General features: G+C 65.9%; 1 protein-coding gene. It reads left to right on the forward strand.

All coding sequences use genetic code 11. The features are described from left to right. Positions 1-14: 14 nt before the first annotated feature. The coding region (locus SB754_RS22035) for a cytochrome c oxidase assembly protein (protein WP_410784431.1) at positions 15-249 on the forward strand (235 nt) is incomplete at its 3' end.

Here is a 249-nt window from a genome sequence, read left to right on the forward strand (position 1 = left end):
GGCTCACCAGATCGGTGAGCCTGCTCGTCCGTGTGCCCGTCGGCCATGAAGTCCTCTTGTTGGCGATATTCGCGTTGGGCGTCGTCGCCGCGGTTCCGCTCTGGTCCTCAGACCCCGTGCCGAGGCCGACGTCGTTCGCCGGCCGCCTGGTTGAGGTCGTCGTCGAGATCCAAGTCCACGCTGTGCTGGGCCTGGTGATGCTGCTTTCCGCTGCCCCGTTGTTCAGCGCATACGACGTGACACGCGACG

This window comes from Leifsonia sp. SIMBA_070 (assembly GCF_046534635.1).
Taxonomy (GTDB): domain Bacteria; phylum Actinomycetota; class Actinomycetes; order Actinomycetales; family Microbacteriaceae; genus Leifsonia.